At 73.7% G+C, this 15565-nt stretch carries 15 protein-coding genes and 1 tRNA gene; 10 read left to right on the top strand and 6 right to left on the bottom strand.

What is annotated here, in order from left to right; translation table 11 throughout:
- Positions 1-51 precede the first annotated feature (51 nt).
- The 7 genes from NQU55_RS06760 to NQU55_RS06730 all read left to right on the top strand — a co-directional run bounded on the left by NQU55_RS06760 (position 52) and on the right by NQU55_RS06730 (position 6262).
- Positions 52-795, top strand: coding sequence for an AraC family transcriptional regulator (locus NQU55_RS06760; protein ID WP_168092514.1), 744 nt, complete (start codon positions 52-54; stop codon positions 793-795).
- A gap of 167 nt (positions 796-962) precedes the next feature.
- Positions 963-1703 carry a bifunctional 2-polyprenyl-6-hydroxyphenol methylase/3-demethylubiquinol 3-O-methyltransferase UbiG gene (gene ubiG / locus NQU55_RS06755; RefSeq protein ID WP_256790021.1) on the top strand — a complete coding sequence of 247 codons (741 nt, stop codon included), beginning with the start codon at positions 963-965 and terminating at the stop codon, positions 1701-1703.
- A complete protein-coding gene (locus NQU55_RS06750; RefSeq protein WP_168092630.1) occupies positions 1700-2602 on the top strand; it encodes a 1,4-dihydroxy-2-naphthoate polyprenyltransferase in 903 nt (300 codons plus the stop codon). The genes ubiG and NQU55_RS06750 overlap by 4 nt, the downstream gene beginning before the upstream one ends.
- Positions 2599-4158 (top strand): flavin-containing monooxygenase, encoded by a 1560-nt coding sequence (locus NQU55_RS06745; RefSeq protein ID WP_256790018.1) that lies wholly within the window; start codon positions 2599-2601, stop codon positions 4156-4158. The genes NQU55_RS06750 and NQU55_RS06745 overlap by 4 nt, the downstream gene beginning before the upstream one ends.
- Positions 4145-4585 carry a DUF2834 domain-containing protein gene (locus NQU55_RS06740; protein ID WP_168092628.1) on the top strand — a complete coding sequence of 147 codons (441 nt, stop codon included), beginning with the start codon at positions 4145-4147 and terminating at the stop codon, positions 4583-4585. Before NQU55_RS06745 ends, NQU55_RS06740 begins: the two co-directional genes overlap by 14 nt.
- Positions 4586-4650: 65 nt before the next feature.
- Positions 4651-5055 (top strand): FAD-dependent monooxygenase, encoded by a 405-nt coding sequence (locus NQU55_RS06735; RefSeq protein WP_277355337.1) that lies wholly within the window; start codon positions 4651-4653, stop codon positions 5053-5055.
- An 85-nt stretch (positions 5056-5140) separates the two neighbouring features.
- Complete coding sequence (locus NQU55_RS06730) at positions 5141-6262, top strand: PP2C family protein-serine/threonine phosphatase (protein WP_168092627.1); 1122 nt, start codon at positions 5141-5143, stop codon at positions 6260-6262.
- 39 nt (positions 6263-6301) lie between these two features.
- On the opposite strand, the gene NQU55_RS06725 is transcribed toward NQU55_RS06730, so the two are convergent.
- A tRNA-Pro gene (locus tag NQU55_RS06725) sits at positions 6302-6375 on the bottom strand.
- Between the two features lie 246 nt (positions 6376-6621).
- On the opposite strand from NQU55_RS06725, the gene NQU55_RS06720 reads away from it, so the two are divergent.
- Positions 6622-9843 carry an amidohydrolase family protein gene (locus NQU55_RS06720; RefSeq protein ID WP_168092626.1) on the top strand — a complete coding sequence of 1074 codons (3222 nt, stop codon included), beginning with the start codon at positions 6622-6624 and terminating at the stop codon, positions 9841-9843.
- Positions 9844-9990: 147 nt separating this feature from the next.
- Here the strand turns inward: NQU55_RS06720 and NQU55_RS06715 are convergent, their stop codons facing one another.
- Positions 9991-11166, bottom strand: coding sequence for an MBL fold metallo-hydrolase (locus NQU55_RS06715; RefSeq protein WP_168092625.1), 1176 nt, complete (start codon positions 11164-11166; stop codon positions 9991-9993).
- 300 nt (positions 11167-11466) lie between these two features.
- Positions 11467-12114, bottom strand: a complete 648-nt coding sequence (locus tag NQU55_RS06710) for an alpha-ketoglutarate-dependent dioxygenase AlkB family protein (RefSeq protein WP_168092624.1) — start codon at positions 12112-12114, stop codon at positions 11467-11469.
- Positions 12115-12265: 151 nt separating this feature from the next.
- On the opposite strand from NQU55_RS06710, the gene NQU55_RS06705 reads away from it, so the two are divergent.
- Positions 12266-12847, top strand: coding sequence for a carboxymuconolactone decarboxylase family protein (locus NQU55_RS06705; RefSeq protein WP_168092623.1), 582 nt, complete (start codon positions 12266-12268; stop codon positions 12845-12847).
- On the opposite strand, the gene NQU55_RS06700 is transcribed toward NQU55_RS06705, so the two are convergent.
- The 3 genes from NQU55_RS06700 to NQU55_RS06690 all read right to left on the bottom strand — a co-directional run bounded on the left by NQU55_RS06700 (position 12844) and on the right by NQU55_RS06690 (position 14902).
- On the bottom strand, positions 12844-13677 hold the full coding sequence (locus tag NQU55_RS06700) for an SAM-dependent methyltransferase (RefSeq protein ID WP_168092622.1): 834 nt from the start codon (positions 13675-13677) through the stop codon (positions 12844-12846). The two genes, NQU55_RS06705 and NQU55_RS06700, sit on opposite strands and share 4 nt — an antisense overlap.
- Positions 13678-13774: 97 nt before the next feature.
- Positions 13775-14032, bottom strand: a complete 258-nt coding sequence (locus NQU55_RS06695; RefSeq protein WP_058042627.1) for a DUF397 domain-containing protein — start codon at positions 14030-14032, stop codon at positions 13775-13777.
- A 3-nt stretch (positions 14033-14035) separates the two neighbouring features.
- Positions 14036-14902: a Sco1979 family transcriptional regulator gene (locus tag NQU55_RS06690; RefSeq protein ID WP_168092621.1), complete on the bottom strand. Its 867-nt coding sequence runs from the start codon at positions 14900-14902 to the stop codon at positions 14036-14038.
- A 130-nt stretch (positions 14903-15032) separates the two neighbouring features.
- Between NQU55_RS06690 and NQU55_RS06685 the strand changes: the two genes are divergently transcribed.
- Positions 15033-15518: an ATP-binding protein gene (locus NQU55_RS06685; protein ID WP_079110191.1), complete on the top strand. Its 486-nt coding sequence runs from the start codon at positions 15033-15035 to the stop codon at positions 15516-15518.
- Positions 15519-15565: the final 47 nt, after the last annotated feature.

Here is a 15565-nt window from a genome sequence, read left to right as displayed (position 1 = left end):
ATCATGTTCACCGCTCGGCACCGTGTCGCACTTCCGATAATCTGCCAATCGATGAAGAACATCCGCCATGAGCCGGTCGCGCCGACCCGCATGCAGTGGCTGGCCCCCGGAGCCGCCATCGACGCCCACCGCCACGACGACCACCAGATCGTCTACGCCGCCCGCGGCGTCCTGGCCATCACCACCGACGCGGGCTCCTGGATCGCCCCGGCCACCCGCGCCATCTGGGTGCCCGCCGGTACCGTCCACGCCCATCAGGCGCACGGGGGGCTGGACCTGCACCTGGTCGGCCTGCCCGCGACCGACAACCCGCTCGGCCTGGACGAGCCGACCGTGCTGACCGTCGGCCCGCTGCTGCGTGAGCTGATCCTCGCCTACACCCGCGCGCCGGACGACGAAAGTCCCGAGCGCGGGCGCCTGCGGGCCGTCCTGCTCGACCAGTTGCGGGCCTCGCAGCAGGAGCCCGTGCACCTGCCTGCGCCCACCGCGCCGCGACTCAAGGCGCTGTGCGCGATCCTGCAGGCCGACCCGACCGACGACCGCACCCTCGCCGCCCTGGGCAAGGAGGTCGGCGCGAGCGACCGCACCCTGTCCCGGCTCTTCAAGGCCGACCTCGGCATGACCTTCCCTCAGTGGCGCACCCAGCTGCGGCTCTACCACGCCCTGATCCTGCTGGCGGAGAACACCCCGGTGACCACCGTGGCCCACATGTGCGGCTGGTCGTCCGCCAGCGCCTTCATCGACGTCTTCCGCCGCGCCTTCGGCCACACCCCGGGCTCCCACCAGCCCCGTTAGCGAAGCGGTGGGCGTACCGGAACGCCAACCCACCCGACTGTGACCCAGGTCACAGGTGACGGGCTCACCCGGCATCAGGGCCCGCTCCCTGGTGGCCCCGTGGCTCTCTCCCTAGCCTTTCGAGCCAGAAACCTTCGGCTCGGATCCCCCTTCCCCGGACGGTGGTCGTGGCTGGGTACAGACGAAATTTCCTCACCGATTACGACGGTCTCGCCGGCCAGTGGTGGGATCCGCGCGGAGCGCTCGCACCGCTGGGCTGGATCGCGCGGGCCCGCGCCGCGTTCGTCCCCGACCCCGCGACCGCTCCCGGCCCGGCGGCGGGCGACGGGAGCGAGCCGCCCCGGCTGCTGGACGTCGCCTGCGGGGGCGGCCTGTTCGGCCCGCACCTGGCGGGCAAGGGATACCGCGTCTTCGGCGTGGACCTGTCCGCCATGGCGCTCCGGGAGGCCCGGCAGCACGGCTACGACGCGGTGTTCCGGGCCGACATCACCCGGCTCCCCTTCACCGACGCGTCGTTCGACGTCGTCACGGCCGGGCAGTGCCTCGAACACGTCCCGGAACCCTTCGTCGTGGTGTCGGAGCTGTGCCGGGTCCTGCGCCCCGGCGGCACGCTGATCGTCGACACCATCCCCGACACCGGCCTGGCCCGGCTGGTCGCCATCACCCTCGCCGAGAACCTCCCCCTCCCGGGCAGGCCCCCGCGCGGCACCCACGACCACCGCCTCTTCGTCAACCGGGAGCGGCTGGTCAGGGTCGCGCGGGCGCACGGCGTGGAACTCCGGCTGCTGGGGCTGCGCCCGCACCTGCGCGACCTGGCCCGTTACGTCGTCAAACGACGCGAGGAGGTTCGTATGATCCCCACCAAGTCCACCGACGTCCTCTATCTGGGCGTGGGGACGAAGCGATGACCGCCCCGGTGACCGCGCACCGGCGGCCGGCCCCGGGCACCGTGCGGACCTGGGTGAGGGGCGCCCGGCTGAAGACCCTCCCCGTGACCCTGGCGCCCATCGCCGTGGGCACGGGCGTCGCGCACTCGCTCGGCCAGGTCCTCTGGTGGCGCACCGCCCTGACCCTGCTGTTCATGCTGGGCTTCGTCATCGGCACGAACTACTTCAACGACTACAGCGACGGCATCCGGGGAACCGACGACGAACGGCTGGGGCCCACCCGCCTGGTCGGCTCCGGGCAGGCGACGCCCCGGCAGGTGCTGCGCGCCGGAATGCTGCTGTACGCCGTCGCGATCGTGACCGGCGCGGTCATGGCCGTGACGGTCTCCTGGTGGATGATCCCGCTCACCGCGTACTGCGGGCTCGCCGGCTGGTTCTACACCGGCGGCCCCCGGCCCTACGGCTACCGGGCGCTCGGCGACCTCAGCATCTTCCTCTTCCACGGCGTCGTCATGGTGTCCGCCACGACCGGCATCCAGCTGGGACACGTCCCCCCGCTCGCCCTCGGCGCGTCCGTCCCCATGGGCCTGCTCTCCTGCGCGCTGCTGACGACGAACAACCTGCGCGACATCCGGACCGACGCCGCCGCGGGGAAGATCACCGTCGCCGTGCTGCTGGGCGAGAGGCGCACCCGCGTGTACTACGCGCTGTGCGTCGCCGCCGCCTTCGCGTCCGCGCTCCTGCTGTCCACCGCACGCCCCTGGGCCGCGCTCGTGATCGCCGCCGTCCCCTCCGCGGTCTTCCCGCTGCGCCGGGTGCTGAGCGGGGCCCGCGGAAGCGACCTGATACCGGCGCTGGAGCACACGTGCGTGCTGCTGCTCGCGTTCGGGGCCGTGCTGGCGATCGGCCTGTCCCGGTGACCGGCGGGAAGGGCGCACCGATGGTCCCCGACCACGAAGTGCTGGTGATCGGCGCCGGATTCGCCGGCATCGGCGCGGCGATCGGCCTGCGCCGGGCCGGCGTCGAGGACTTCGCCGTCATCGACGAGCAGGACGGCGCCGGCGGCTCCTGGAACGCCAACACCTATCCCGGCATCGCCGTGGACATCACCGCCTTCTCCTACTCCTTCGCCTTCGAGCCCTTCCCGTCGTGGTCCCGGGCCTTCCCCGCCGGAGCGGAACTGAAGGCGTACGCGGACCACTGCGTGGAGAAGTACGGCCTCCGGCCCCGCATGCGCTTCGGCGCCAGGGTGGTGCGGGCCGTCTACGACGAGGCGGAGCACCTGTGGCAGGTGTTCCTGGAGGACGGCACGACGGTCACGGCGCGGTTCGTCATCTGCGCCACGGGCTGGCTCACCAAGCCCAAGGCGCCCGCCATCGAGGGGCTGGACCGGTTCAAGGGCGACGTCGTCCACACCGCGACGTGGGACCACTCCCTGGAACTGGACGGCCGGAGCGTGGGGCTGATCGGCACGGGCGCCTCGGCGATCCAGCTGGTCCCGGAGATCGCGCCCCGGGTGGAGCACCTCCACGTCTACCAGCGCACCCCCGTCTGGGTCTTCCCCAAGCCGGACTTCACGCTGCCCGCCGCGGTCCGCCGGCTGTTCCGGGCGGCTCCGTGGACGCAGCGGGCGGTCCGGCTGGTCACCGACACCGCGACGGAGGTCGGCTTCGTCATCGCGATGATCCACTACCGCCGGTTCCCCTTCCTGGTGAAGGCGGGCGAGGCCGCGTCCCGGCTCTACCTGCGCCGCCAGGTCAGGGGCGACCGCGAGCTGATGGGCAAGCTCCTTCCCGCGTACCGGCTCGGCTGCAAGCGGCCGTCGTTCGGCAAGGGCTACTGGCGCGCCTTCACCCGCGACAACGTCCGGCTCGTCACCGAGCCCATCGAGGAGATCACCGGGACCGGCATCCGCACGGCGGACGGCGAGGAGCAGCGGTTCGACGTCCTGGTGCTGGCCACCGGGTTCCAGACCCTGGAGAACCTGCCGCCCTTCCCCACGCACGGCAGGGGCGGCCGCGAGCTCAGGGAGTTCTGGCGCACCGAGCGCTTCCAGTCCTACGAAGGCACGTCCGTCAAGGGCTTCCCGAACCTGTGGTTCATCGTCGGGCCGTACTCCTTCACCGGCGGATCGTGGTTCGGGATGATCGACTACCAGGTCACCCACGCGCTGCGGGTGATCGGGGAGGCCCGGCGGCGGCGCGCCACGGAGGCGGTCGTCCGCCCGGAGAAGCACGACGAGTCCTTCCGCAGGACGCTGCGCCGGCAGCCGGACACGGTCTTCCTGCACGAGAGTTGCCGGCGTTCGAACAGCTACTACTTCGACGAGCGCGGGGACGCGCCGGCGGTCCGTCCCGCCAGCACCTACGAAGCCGCGTGGCGGGCCCGGCACTTCGACCTCGACGACTACCGCTACGACTCCCGCCGCAACAACCCCTGCGACCGACCTGGAGGCCGGCGTGATGCGACTCGGTGAAGTGCGCGGCAGGGACCGCGCGCTGTGCGTCTTCTACGCGTTGTTCGCCCTCGTCGGCCTCGTCGCCATGGGAGCACTGGCCGTCGCCTTCGTGCGGCGGGCCATCGACGACGGGGCGGACGGCGCGGTCGGCGTCATCCGGCACTTCCTCCACGACGCGCTGACGAACCTGGCGTCCCAGTTCATCTACGCGGACCTGGTGCTGATCTGGCTGGGCCTGGCGGCCTTCATGATCGTCGAGTCGCGGCGGCTGGGGATCCGGTACGTGTGGGCGTACATCGTCGGCGCCCCGGCACTGGCGCTGTGCGTGAGCTTCGCGGTCTTCATGTACGTCCGCCAGCTGAAGATCGCGGCTGCGGGCGAGGAGGGGCGGCGGCCTGCCGCCGGGGCGGCGGCCCGTGGGGTGATGAGCGGGGCGGGGCGCTGACGGCGGGACCCGTGGGCGGCGGACGCGCGACCGGCCCGGCGCCGGGCGCAGTCCGCCGGGCGACCATGGGAGGTACGGGACGGGTCCGGAGACCGGTCCCGGGCGCGGGCGACGCCGCCCGCATCCACCCGCCCGCCGGCGCCCAGGGCATGAACACCGGCAACCCGGACGCCCCGCTGACCGTGACCCTGCGCGAGGCCCAGCTGCTCGTCGGCCACTGGGGCGGCCCGCTCGCCGGGAGCCCCCACGAGGCGCACCCCGGCGGGGCCGGCCCCCGGCGCCCTGCCCGGCCCGGTCCACCGCGACGCCGCGGGAGCATTCGGCGCGCCGAGGGCGGCCCGCCTCTACCGCCCCGACGGCCCCACCGGCTTCTCCTCCGCCCGGACGGCCACCTCGGCGCCCGCTTCCCCCTGAGCGGCGCCGCAGCGGCCCTGTCCGGCTACCGAAGGGCCCTGTCCGCACCGGCATGAGGCAGGCGGAGCGGGTACTCCAGGTGGGGGTAAATCCATCCCCGAAGGCCCCATATATCCGTATTGCCTGGATATGCTATGCATCATGGTCAAGCCTGGACAGCTGCGACTCCGTAGTCCCCACGGCCCGGGGCCCCTCGTCCTGCTGTCCCCGGTGATCCTGACCGTGGTCATCGCCGGCCTGGCGTACTCCACGCCCCCGGACATGGCCTTCAGCCGCATCCTGCCCGCGGCCCCCGCCCTCGCGGCGGCCATGTGGCCCGTCCTGCCCACCGTGCTGCTGGGGACGGTCTGCTTCCTGCTCATGATCGGCCTCAGCCTCGTGTTCCCCGGCCTGGGGGCGTGGTACACGGTGGCGGGCATCGTCGCGGTCACCGTGGCCGCCGCCTACGGCAGCCACGTCCGGCTCCAGCGCGAGCAGGCCCTCTTCCAGGTCCGGCTCGTCGCCGACGCGGCGCAGAAGGTGGTCCTGAGCCCGATGCCGCGCCGCTTCGGCGGCGTCGAGATCGAGGCGCTCTACCTCGCCGCCGCCGCGGAGGCCCGCATCGGCGGCGACTTCTACGAGGCGGTCAGCACGCAGTACGGGGTCCGGCTGCTCATCGGCGACGTGCGGGGCAAGGGCCTGGCCGCGGTGGGAACGGCCGCGGCGGTGGTCAACTCCTTCCGGGAGGCCGCCCACGACGAGCCCGACCTGGGCGGCGTCGCACGCCGCCTGGAGGCCAGCAGCACCCGCTACAACGCCTCCTTCCCCCCCGACGACCTGATGGAGCGCTTCACCACCGCCGTCCTCGTCGAGATCCCGTACGGGGAGAGCCGCATCAGGATCCTCAACTGCGGGCACCCCCCGCCGCTGCTACTGAGCCCCGGGGGCCTGCGCGTCCTGAACCCCTCCTCGCCGTCACCGCTCCTCAACCTCGCGGACCTGATCGGCGATTGCTACAGCATCGACACCTTCGACTTCACCGCAGACGACCAGCTGCTCCTCTACACCGACGGCGTCACCGAGGCCCGCGACCGCACCGGCGCCTTCTTCCCGCTGGCGGACTGGATGAGCCACCGGCCCCCGGCCCAGCCCCGCGAACTCCTGGACGGCCTCCACCGCGACCTCCTCCGCTTCAGCAACGGAGGCCTCGACGACGACATCGCCGCCCTGGCCGTGTGCCTGCGCACCGACCGACCGGCCCCGGAACACGACAAAGCCCGCTGAGCTGGAATTTCTTCCTGCTCAGCGGGCTGTTGCACCGTGTCGGGACGGCGGGATTTGAACCCACGACCCCTTGACCCCCAGTCAAGTGCGCTACCAAACTGCGCCACGTCCCGGTGCTTGCCCGGCCCGGGCTCTCGCCCTTGCCGACCGCGCACGAGAACAATACCGCACTTCACGGGGTGATCGCGCACGGCTTCCATGGGGCGATCGGTGTGGAATATCCCTTTTGCAGGGCTTGGCGGCCGCTGCCGCCCCCTCCCACACCCCGCGGTGTTGACCACCCTCCCGTCCCCCGTGGGAGCATCGGGCTCCCGACGCCGCTCGCGCTGCGCTGCAACTCCCCTTGCCCAGGAGGACAGTTGGCCACCTCGGACGTTCCGGCCCCCCGTTCGCCCCTCCCCTCCCGTTCCGCCCTCTCCCGGCGCAGGTTCCTGCAGGCCGCGGCCGGTACCGCGGCGGCGGCCGGGGTCGCGGGGGCGCTGCCGGCGGCGGTGGCCGCGGCGGCGCCCGCCGGGGGCGGGGTGCTGTCCTTCACGGCCGCCACCAACGGGGCGGCGAGCCTCTCCCCCGCCGGGGACCGGCTGGTCGCCGAGGTGCAGAACGTGCTGTGGTCCCTGCCCCGCAAGGGCGGGGAGGCCGTCGCGATCACCCCGGCCGATCTGGAGCCGACCCGGCCCGTGCACGCGCCCGACGGCCGGCGGCTGGCCGTCTGCGCCTACCGGGGCGGTGGCTTCCACATCTGGACGCTGCGGCCCGACGGCAGCGGGCTGCGGCAGGTCACGGACGGGCCCTGGGACGACCGCGGGCCCGCGTGGTCGCCGGACGGCACGCGGATCGCCTTCGCCTCCGAGCGGGGCGGCGACCCGGTGGCGGGCAGCCCGTACCGGGTGTGGGTGGTGGACGTGCGCAGCGGTGCGCTCACGCGGGTCACCGGGGTGGCCGGGCAGGAGGGGCCGCTGCAGGACGGCGCGTGGGAGGACTTCGACCCCGTGTGGTCGCCGGACGGCTCGCGGCTGCTGTTCGTCCGCGCCCGCGTCGCCGGGACCGCCCTGGAGGCCCGCACGATCGCGTCCGTCCCCGCCGACGGGCACGGGCCGGTGCGGGCCGAGCACACCGAGACGGAGGCCGCGCAGGTCATGACCCCGGCCGTCGCGCCGGACGGGCGCCTGGCCTACCTGCGCACGACCGCCGCGCCCAAGGCCGGCTGCACCCTGGTCGTCGACGGTGCGCCCGTCCCGGTCGACGGGGACGTCGAGCCCGTCCCGCCCCGCTGGATCTCGGCCGACGAGCTGCTGCTGACCGTCGGCGGCGCGTTCCGGGTCGTCCGCCCGAAGGCGCCGCAGGAAGCCCGCGTCATCCCCTTCCTCGGCCGCCTGCCCGTCGCCCGGCCGCGCTACCGCACCAAGCGGTACGACCTCGACGGCGGCGGCGTGCACGGCGTCCGCTCCCTGCACCTGCCGGCCCTCTCGCCCGACGCCCGCCGGGTCGCCTTCGCCGCGCTCAACGCGCTCTGGGTCGCCGACGTCACCGGCGGGAGGCCGCCGCGCCGGGTCGTGACCTCCGATCCCACGCGCTACGTCTTCGGGCCCGTCTGGAGCCCCGACGGCCGGTCCCTGGTCTACGCCGACGACCGCGGCGGCCTGCTCGCCGCGCGCCGTCACGATCTCGACTCCGGCGAGGAGACCGAGCTGGCCGGGGGCGGCCGCGCCTATCCCGTGCTGTCCCCCGACGGCCGGCGGCTGGCCGCCCTGGACCTGACCGGCGCGCTCGTGGTGCGCGACCTCGCCGCCGGCACGGACCGGGTGCTCGCCTCCCCGCTGGGCGGCGGCGGGCTGCCCGGCAGACCGAGCTGGTCCCCGGACGGGCGCTACGTCGCCCTGTGCGACCGCAACCGGCTGAACCAGCGGTTCCGCGAGGGGTACAACCTCATCCGGGTCGTCGACACCACCGACGGCGGCGCCCGCCTGCACGCGCTCGCCCCGCACGTCTCGATCGCCGACCGCTACGACTGCGGGCCCGTCTGGTCGCCCGACGGCCGCCACATGGCGGTGATCTCCGAGTCCGCCCTGTGGCTGCTGCCCGTGCGGCCCGACGGCACCCCGGACGGCGAGCCGCGCCGGCTCACGGACGACGCGGCCGACCACCCCTCCTGGTCGGGGGACTCCCGGAAGATCCTCTACCTGGCCGCCGACGGCCGGCTGCGCCTCCTCGACGTCCACGACGCCTCCACCCGTACGCTCCGCATCCCCCTCGACTACCGGCGCCCGGTCCCCGCCGACACCGTCGTGCACGCCGGCCGGTTCTGGGACGGCACCGGGGATGCCGTCCGCGAGGACGTCGACCTGGTGGTCCGCGGCGGGCGGATCGACGCCGTCGAACCCCACCGGGCACGGCGCGCGGCCGTCCGCACCGTCGACGCCTCCTCCGGCACGGTGATCCCCGGCCTGTGGGACGCCCACACCCACCCGTACCAGAACACCTACGGCGGCCGGCAGACGGCGCTGCAGCTGGCCTACGGGATCACCACCGCGGTCTCCTTCGGCGGCGGCGCCTACGAGCAGGCGCGCATCCGCGAGGCCGTGGCGGCGGGCGAGCTGGCCGGGCCGCGGATGCTGACCACCGGGGAGCTGCTCGACGGCTCGCGCGTCGCGTACAGCATGGGCCGGGCGCACCGCACCCGCGAAGGGCTGCACCGGTCCCTGTCCCGCGCCGAGGCCCTCGACTGGGACTTCGTCAAGACCTACGTCCGTGCGCCCGGCTGGGTGATGGAGGAGGCGGCCCGCTTCGCGCACGAGCGGCTCGGGGTGCGCGTCGGCAGCCATCTGCTGTCGCCGGGCGTCCAGCTCGGTCAAGACCTGACGACGCACCTGCAGGCCACGCAGCGGCTGGAGTTCGGGCACGCGACGAGCGCGTCGGGGCGCGCCTACCAGGACGTGGAGGAGATCTACACGCACGGGGACTTCCACCTCGTCGCCACGATCTTCACCTCGGTGCCGCTGCTGGGCGAGGCGCCGGCGCTGGCGCAGGACCCGCGGGTGACGAAGCTGATGCCGCCGTGGGACGTGGAGGTGGTCCGCAAGACCGCGGCCGCCCGGCCGACCGCCGACCAGCTGGCCACCCTGGAACGCGAGATCGGCGTCTACCGGCGGGTGCTGGCGGGCGGCGGCACGGTGGCCCTGGGGACGGACGCGCCGCTGGTGCCCGTGGGCCTCGCCCTGCACATGGGGCTGCGCGCGCTGCACCGCTACGGGCTGTCCGCGGCGCAGGCGCTGCGGACCGCGACCGTGCTGCCCGCCCGGGTCTTCGGCGCGGACCGGGACCTGGGCACGCTGGAGCCCGGCAAGCTCGCGGACGTGACCGTGGTGGACGGTGACCCGTTCGCGGACTTCGACGCGCTGGTGCGGACCGCTTCGGTGCTGCGCGGCGGGGTTCCCTACGAGCAGGCGCGGCTCGTCGAGGCGTACGGCGCGCACGACGCTCCGGCGGCACCGCCCGGGGTGCGGGCCGCCGCCGACGCGTGGCTGGAGGTGTCGCGGCAGCTCCGGCGCGACTCCTGCTGCGACGTGGAGCTGCACTTCTGAGAACGCGGTACCCCCGGGGCCCCCGCAGACCCGGATCCGGGGGGCCGGGGGCCGGGGCAGCGTCGGCCCCTTCTCTCCCGCCGCAGCGGCGAGCAACCGCCGGCGGACGCATCCGGCGGTGCCCGGCCGGGCCCGGCCACCGGGCCGTCAGGCCCTCACAGACACCTTCGGCCTCGCGGTGCCGCGCACCGCCGTCTCCTCGGCCGCCGCCACCGGACGTACCGCCACCGCCCGCCACCAGTGATCGGCAGGCAGCCCGTCCGCCGGTTCGAACGGCTGCCCGGGTCGCGGGATCGCGACCCGGGCCCCGTGGCGGGCGGCCGCGGCGACGGAGCCCTCGGCGGGCTCCTCCCAGGGGTGCGGGGCGAGGTTGAAGGTGCCCCAGTGGATGGGCAGCATCACCCCGCGGGCGGCGTCGCCCTGCAGGTCGGCGTGGGCCTGCAGGCCCTCGTCCGGCGTCATGTGGATGTCGGGCCAGAACTCGGAGTAGGCACCGATCTGGATCATGGTGGCGTCGAACGGGCCGTACTGCGCGCCGATGTCCGCGAAGCCGGGGAAGTATCCGGTGTCGCCGCTGTGGAAGATCCGGTGCTCGGAGCCGGCCACGACCCAGGAGGCCCAGAGGGTGTGCTGGGTATTGCGCAGCGCCCTGCCGCAGAAGTGCCGGGCGGAGGTGGCGGTGAAGGACAGGCCGGCGACGCGGGCCGTCTCGTGCCAGTCGAGCTCGGTGATCCGCCCCGCCGGCACGCCCCAGTGTTCGAGGTGGGCGCCGACGCCCAGCGGTACGACGAAGTGCGCGCCGCTGCCGCGGGACAGGGCCCGTACGGTCGCCATGTCCAGGTGGTCGTAGTGGTCGTGGGAGATGACCACGGCGTCCACGGGGCCGGTCTCCCTCAGCGGCACCGGCACCGGGTGCAGCCGCCTGGGGCCGGCGAAGGCGAAGGGGGAGCAGCGCTCCGACCAGACGGGGTCGAAGAGCACACGGGCGCCGTCGATCTCGGCGAGGACGCTGGAGTGGCCCATCCAGGTCAGCCGCAGCCCGGAGGCTGCGGGGACGGCGAGGTCGGCCACGGTGGTCGGGTGGACCGGCACGGTGCCGCCGGGCGCCCGGCGGGCCCGCTGCTCCGCGCGGAAGTACGTGGGCAGGAACTTCAGCATGGCGGCCGAGGGGGTGCGCTCGGCGCCGACGGGGTTGGTGAACACGCCGTCGGCGAAGTTCGGTGACCGCCGGATGCGCGCCATCCGCTCCCCGGACGGGTCCGCGCCGAATGCGGCCGGGCGCAGGGCGTCGAGCGGTGAGCTTGTCGGGCGGGAGCCGGTCACGGCACCTCCAGGGCGATTGCGGCAGGTCCTGCCATTATCCGCCCCTGCCCGGCGGGCTCGCGGCGGCCCCTGCGTGACGGCCCGGCCGCCATCTTCCGAGGCGCCGGTGAACGCCCGGCTGTCCGCGCCTCCGGGCTCACCCCCGTGATATGAGCCCGGACGCGCGGCCGGCGCAGTGCCGGGGATCCACTGTGCAGGGTCGCGCGCGCAGATGCACGTGAATTTTCCCGTGCATCAACGCCACCGGCCTTCTGTGCAGGGCTTCTTCCGAGGAACGCACGAAATCCCCGCACCGTCTTTTCAGAGCCCACTCACACGGAGCGTGAGGTTCAGCCGACCGGTGAGGCCGAGCGCGGCGGGGGCGGTGCCGGGACGGGTGCGCGGCACCCCGTGGAAGGCGAGGCGCGAGGGGCCTCCGAAGACGAAGAGGTCGCCGCTGCGCAGTTCGACGTCGGTCCAGGGACGCCCGCGGCCGCCGGGGGTGCCGAAGCGGAAGACGCAGCTGTCGCCGAGGCTCAGGGAGACGACCGGGGCCGCCGACTTCTCGTCCGCGTCCTGGTGCATGCCCATCTTCGCGTGGCCGTCGTAGAAGTTGACCAGCGCGATGTCGTACGCGGCGGGCTCCGGCTCCGTGCCGTACGCGTCGGCGACGGCCCGCACGGCCATCCGCCCCAGCCAGGTGGGGAACGGCTTGACCGGTGCGCCGTCCCCGTCCACGACGGTGCGGGCGTATCCGTAGGGGTACCAGTGCCAGCCGAGGCAGACGGTGCGCACGGACATCTGCCCGCCGGTCGGCATGCGGACGGTCCGCAGGCCGGCCGGGGGCCGCGCCCACGTGCGGCAGGCGGCGAGCAGGCGCCGCTGGGCCGCGAGGTCCAGCCAGCCGGGGACGTGGACCGCTCCCGGGGCGACCTCGGCCCGGGGCCGGGGGAAGAGCTCGTCGTCCATGCCGCCCAGCCTAGGGCGGCTCCCCCGGCCTCCCGCCGGACGGTGTGACGGGCGTCTCACCCGGACGGCGGCTCGGGATGTCACGGATCCGCGGGCACGGTCCGTCGTACGGGCAGAGGCAAGCCCGCCCCGTCCCGATGGAGGATTCGTCATGGCCAGGATCTCGCTCACCCCCGACCGCACCCCGCTGGTCCGGCTCGTGCAGTGGTACAGCAGGCGCACCCACGGCAAGGTGCTGGAGCCGCTCATGGCCGCCGCCCACAACCGGCGCGTGCTGCTGACGACGGCCCGCTTCGAGATGTCGCTGGCCCGCTGGAAGAAGCTGGACCCGCAGCTGAAGGCGCTGGCCGAGATGGCGTCGGCGGCGGTGATCGGCTGCTCGTGGTGCATGGACTTCGGCTACTGGGTCAACCGCGGGCACGGGATGGCGCACGAGAAGCTGCGCGACATCCCGGTGTGGCGGGACAGCGACCGGTACACCCCGCTGGAGCGGGACGTGCTGGAGTACGCCGAGGCGATGACGGCCACCCCGCCGGCCGTCGAGGACGACCTGGCGGAGCGGCTGCGGCTGCGCCTGGGCGACGCCGCGTTCGTCGAACTGACCGCGATGATCGCGGTGGAGAACCTCCGCTCGCGCACGAACGCGGCGCTCGGCCTGCACAGCCAGGGCTTCAAGGACAGCTGCGACGTCCCGGCCCGCCCGCAGGCGGGCACGGCCCCGGCGGCGGGCTAGCCCTTGCGGCCCACTCCCCCGTAGAAGATCGTGTCGTTGAGCTCCGCGGGGCCCGGAACCAGTCCGTCCGGCCGCCACAGCGGCACCCGGACCAGGCCCGGGTCCAGGAGCTCGAAGTCCCCGAAGAGCGGCTCGACGGCGGCGCGGTCGCGCAGGTTGAGGCCTGCGGTGGCGCTCTTGTACGTGCCGACGACGCGGTCGCGGGCCTTGACGTCCGTGTAGCCGTCCGCGTAGCCCTCGTACGGCTCGGCCGTGGCGTGGGAGAGCACGAGGTGGCTGCCGGCGGGCAGCGCGTCGGCGAAGGCCGCGACGATGCCGGCGGGGTCCTCCTCGTCGGTGACGAAGTGCAGGACGGCGACGAGCAGCAGGGCCACCGGCTCGCCGAAGTCGATCAGCTCGCGGACCTCGGGGCGGGCCAGGATCGCCTCCGGGTCGCGCACGTCGCCGAGGACGAAGCCGGCCTGCCCGGTGCCGGTGAGCTTGGCGCCCGCGTGGGTGGCGACGATCGGGTCGTTGTCGACGTAGGCCACCCGGACGTCCGGTGCGATCTCCCGGGCCACCTCGTGGGTGTTGGGCGAGGTGGGGATGCCCGTGCCGACGTCGATGATCTGGCGGACGCCGCCGCGGACGACCTCCCGCACAGCGCGCTGCAGGAACGCCCGGTTGGCCCGGGCGGAGAGCCGGACCTGCGGGTGCGCCTGGATGACGTGCTCGGCGGCCTGCCGGTCGACCTCGTAGTTGTCCCAGCCGCCGAGGTAGTAGTCGTACATCCGCGCCGGGTGCGGCCGGCTGGTGTCGATGTCCTCGGCCGCGAAGCCCTGCTGGCTCATGCGGTGCTCCGTTCGGTTGGTTGCGCGGTAGGGGGTGACGCCGCGGCGCGCGGGCGGCACAGGCCGCCCGGCGGTGCCGCGGGCGTTCCCTGCGAGGTCATTCGCAGGCGGCGCCGGAGCCGGCGAGCAGGAAGTCCGCCGCGCCCGCCTTGGCGCCGTTGATGAAGCTCTCCATCTCGTGACGCGTGTAGATCAGCGCGGGGCCACCGGGGTCGGTGGACTGGCGCAGGGCGATCCGGCCGTCGCCCAGCCGCAGGGCCTCGACGCACGAGCCCCCGTTGCCGCCGCTCCACGGCTTGCTCCACCCCTCGGTGCCGAGGTCGGTGGCGGGCATGCCGTTGTAGATGCGATCCATGGTTCAGATCTCCTTACGAATCCCACCCAGGATTGCCTCGGTGGTGTGTGCCGGCGCGGCCTGCGCGCACATGCGGTCGAGCGCCTCCAGGAAGGCCGAGACGTCGTCGCGCTGGTCGAAGTACGAGGCGCCGACGAGGTTTTCGGCGTAGGCGATGTCCGGCAGCTCCGGGAGCGGGAACCGGAAGATGTGGAACGGTCCGTACATCGCCGGGTGCGGCCCGGCGGCGAACGGCATGATCTGCAGCCGTACGTTGGGCATGGCGGTGGCCTCGGCGAGGCGGGCGACCTGCTCGCGCATGATGTCCGGCCCGCCGATGGGACGGCGGAGCACCGTCTCGTCGATCACCACCCACAGCAGCGGCGCGCCCTCGCGGGTCAGCAGCGACTGGCGCTCCCGGCGGACGGCGACCGCGCGCTCGACGTCCGCCTCCGGGGCGTGCGGCATGCCGGCGCGGAGCACGGTGCGTGCGTAGCGCTCGGTCTGCAGCAGGCCCGGGACGTAGTGCGGTTCGTAGGCCCGGATGAGGTTGGCCTCGCCCTCCAGGCTGACGAACGCGCTGAACCACTCGGGCAGGACGTCCCGGAAGCGGTGCCACCAGCCGGGGCGGTTGGCCTCGCGGGCGAGGGCGAGGAAGCCCTCCACCTCCTCGGCGTCGCTCACGCCGTAGACGCGCAGGAGCTTCTCCACGTAGGGGAGCTTCAGGCCGACTTCGGCCTTCTCCATCCTGCGGACGGTGGCGTGGGTGACGTCCAGGGCGCGGCCCGCCTGCTCGTAGGAGAGCCCGGCCTTCTCCCGCAGGTCGTGCAGCCGTTTGCCGAGCACGACCCGCAGGACGGTCGGTGCGCCCGCCGGACGCGCTTCCGCCACTGTTCTCCCCCTCCATGCCCGCCGATTGGCATATGCCCACTTGTCATATGCCAGCAGTCTGTCACGCACCCCCCGGAGCCGACAGACTGATCTGACGATTCTGCAATTTGCAGATTGAACCTTGCCACACATGAGCCGTATCGCACATAGTTACGGCGTGGTCCCCTCCCATGACGCACCTTCGCTCGGGCGCTTCGGCTGTTCCATGGCCGTACGTCTGCAGGACGCCTTCCACTTCCCGGCCCGTGGCGCCTCAGTGGCCGCCGCGCGAAAACGGGTCCTCGCACAGTTGCGGGAGTGGGGCATCGACGAAGTGGCGTGCGACGACGCCCAGTTGGTGGTGTCGGAGCTCTTCACCAACGCGGTCCGGCACACGGACAGCGCGAACGTCAGCTGTCAGCTGAGGGTGCTCGGTGCGCATCTGCGCATAGAGGTGGGCGACCAGGGCCGCACCCCGACGGAGCCGCGGGCCCGCTGCAGCGGGACGGACGAGGAGAGCGGCCGGGGCCTGCTGCTCGTGGGCGCGCTGTCGCAGGCATGGGGGGTCCGGCCCGACGACAGCGGCCGGGGCCGTGTCGTCTGGGCCGACCTCGCCGCCGGGCGGCTCTCCCCCTGAAAGGCATCCCGGCGGCCTGAAGGCGCTGCAATAGGCACTGCAAAAGG

This window comes from Streptomyces telluris (assembly GCF_024519335.1).
GTDB lineage: Bacteria > Actinomycetota > Actinomycetes > Streptomycetales > Streptomycetaceae > Streptomyces > Streptomyces telluris.
The sequence above is the reverse complement of the archived record's forward strand: the minus strand, read 5'-3'. Positions and strand labels throughout refer to the sequence as shown.

What these genes read in the sequence shown, in the direction of transcription:
- NQU55_RS06760 (WP_168092514.1), top strand. Translation starts at nt 52, where the DNA reads ATGAAGAACATCCGCCATGAGCCGGTCGCGCCGACCCGCATGCAGTGG.
- NQU55_RS06750 (WP_168092630.1), top strand. Translation starts at nt 1,700, where the DNA reads ATGACCGCCCCGGTGACCGCGCACCGGCGGCCGGCCCCGGGCACCGTG.
- NQU55_RS06740 (WP_168092628.1), top strand. Translation starts at nt 4,145, where the DNA reads ATGCGACTCGGTGAAGTGCGCGGCAGGGACCGCGCGCTGTGCGTCTTC.
- NQU55_RS06735 (WP_277355337.1), top strand. Translation starts at nt 4,651, where the DNA reads ATGGGAGGTACGGGACGGGTCCGGAGACCGGTCCCGGGCGCGGGCGAC.
- NQU55_RS06730 (WP_168092627.1), top strand. Translation starts at nt 5,141, where the DNA reads ATGGTCAAGCCTGGACAGCTGCGACTCCGTAGTCCCCACGGCCCGGGG.
- NQU55_RS06710 (WP_168092624.1), bottom strand. Translation starts at nt 12,114, where the DNA reads ATGGACGACGAGCTCTTCCCCCGGCCCCGGGCCGAGGTCGCCCCGGGA.
- NQU55_RS06705 (WP_168092623.1), top strand. Translation starts at nt 12,266, where the DNA reads ATGGCCAGGATCTCGCTCACCCCCGACCGCACCCCGCTGGTCCGGCTC.
- NQU55_RS06700 (WP_168092622.1), bottom strand. Translation starts at nt 13,677, where the DNA reads ATGAGCCAGCAGGGCTTCGCGGCCGAGGACATCGACACCAGCCGGCCG.
- NQU55_RS06695 (WP_058042627.1), bottom strand. Translation starts at nt 14,032, where the DNA reads ATGGATCGCATCTACAACGGCATGCCCGCCACCGACCTCGGCACCGAG.
- NQU55_RS06685 (WP_079110191.1), top strand. Translation starts at nt 15,033, where the DNA reads ATGAGCCGTATCGCACATAGTTACGGCGTGGTCCCCTCCCATGACGCA.